2 protein-coding genes are annotated in these 2,038 nt (G+C 46.0%); both read right to left on the reverse strand.

What is annotated here, in order from left to right; all coding sequences use genetic code 11:
- Positions 1-80: 80 nt before the first annotated feature.
- Positions 81-368 carry a hypothetical protein gene (locus HMPREF2765_RS09150; RefSeq protein WP_141749071.1) on the reverse strand — a complete coding sequence of 96 codons (288 nt, stop codon included), beginning with the start codon at positions 366-368 and terminating at the stop codon, positions 81-83.
- Between the two features lie 385 nt (positions 369-753).
- Positions 754-2,038: hypothetical protein (locus HMPREF2765_RS01945; protein WP_210390872.1), on the reverse strand; the 1,285-nt coding region annotated here is incomplete at its 5' end.

The following is a 2,038-nucleotide window of genomic DNA, read 5'->3' on the forward strand; positions in this document are numbered from 1 at the left end:
TTGTTGTCCAAGAAACGGGAGGCAGTTCATCATCTCTCAGCCCAAGGGCTTTCTCTATGCGGTACTACATCTGAATAACGTTATTTAGATGAGGCATCAAGGATGCGCTGCAGGTGCTCCGGGATCGGCAGGTACCCATCCCTGCCGACAAGCGAACCAATCTCATATTTGCGGGAGTAGCAGAGGATTTTGATAAGGGTATCCATCTCCTCATAGTCACCAAACTCTACGAAGAGCTCCGGCACATATTTAGGAGGCCAAACACCGTAACGCTCACGGAAGAGAATCATGTGGTAGATGTAGGTAGCGTCAAAGAAGACCGGGCTAAAAGCCAGGCGACGCTTACCCATCTGACTGCTACTAATCACGAAGTAACCGCCTTTACCATTAGCTTGCATATGGATTCTCGTGATGCTGCTGTAGTCAAACTCACGGGTCTTGAACCGCCAATTCCGCCATTTCACGGAAGTCTCATTCTGCTGGACGTAGAAGGAATTAGTGTGAATAGCTAAGAACCAGAAGAACGAACCGATAATATTCATGAAAATAAATGCAGGAATATAATCGACAGGACTCTCAGCGGGAAAAGTTAGAGGCAGTAAAATGCACACCAGCAGCACGAAAGAATCTGCAGCTAGTACAGCCAGTAGCGGCTTTTTCTGTCGTTGTCCCAGAGGAATATAGCCTTTGGGTCGCACTAAACCAATCGAACCATTAGTTACAGTTTCAGCTATAAATCTATTCATTATATACCTACTTCTCACCCTTAGAGTTTTGGTAATCAACTATCAATTCGGAAAAAGATTTATCCGAGTTATTAACTACTTCTTCTCGATGATCTTTAATATAAGAGGCCATATCTTTCAACTCATCCTTTCCCCTTGAAACAACGTTATCACGTCCTATATCAAGCATAATTTTATCCAACTCCTTCTCTTTCTTCTCCAGCAGGGCATGATTTTTCTCCGGGTTACGAACATATGTAATTCGAGACAAACTCGTATCATGACTCATGCCAAGCTGTGCAATGGTGCGCGGGTCTTTAATTGAAGGCCTCTCATGATATTTACTCCACCCTGATTTACCTTCTTTGAGACCATTAGCGCCGCTCCAAATTATATCGGTTAGACCTATTTCTCCCTTTTTTCCCCAGGTCTCAATGAGATCCTGGCTAGTCTTCAAAACAGCGGGAGTTAAGGTATCAAAAGCACGCTTAATTACAGGACGCGGCTTATCAACCTTAGTCTTTTTAATCAAGCTGCTCACTTTTTCAGAGGTAAAATCAAATGCATTAGTAATCTTTTCATTATTTATCTTTTGAACATAAGGGCTTATCTTATTCTTTACTTTTCGCGCACTATCATATGTTTTTTGATATGTTTTTTCCATCGTCGAAATGAGGGTTGGAGATGCCTTTTTGGCTAACGAACCAGCAAGTGCACGGGGAGCAGCATTGGACAAACCTCCAAAGATGCCACCGCTGACGGTAGAAACCACATGCTCGCGAATAGAATACTGCCCCTTATCACCAATCTTGCCATTCACAGCATCATGGGCAAGGTTCTCAAAACCGCCCACAAAGTTGGCTACAACCTCGGGAATTGCATGCACGCTCGCCCTGGTCGCGAATACCTTCGCACCCTTCGACCATCCACCGGTGATAGCTTGTTCTAGAGCACCAACGGCTTTGGTGCGACCCAAGGCAACCATCATATTACGACCCTGTCCTGCAATACCACCGCCGATAGCGCCAAAAGCTCCACCAATTGCCGCATCAATTCCAACACGTCCCCAGTTCACACGGCCATTCTCATCTCGGTTACTTGAGATTGAGGAAGCTGCCGCAAGCGAAGCGCCAGCAACAACTCCTGCAACGATAAGAGCTACCGGTCCTGCGACAATTAGACCAGCAACAGATGCAACCACACCTACAACCGTTAACGCGGTCTGAATAGCATCCGCATTACGATTCAGCCAGCCGTTCACGCCCCTATCAGCACAGGACTCGCGATACTTCTCAAAGTCCTCCACCGACACC

The organism is Rothia sp. HMSC062H08 (genome assembly GCF_001810775.1).
GTDB lineage: Bacteria > Actinomycetota > Actinomycetes > Actinomycetales > Micrococcaceae > Rothia.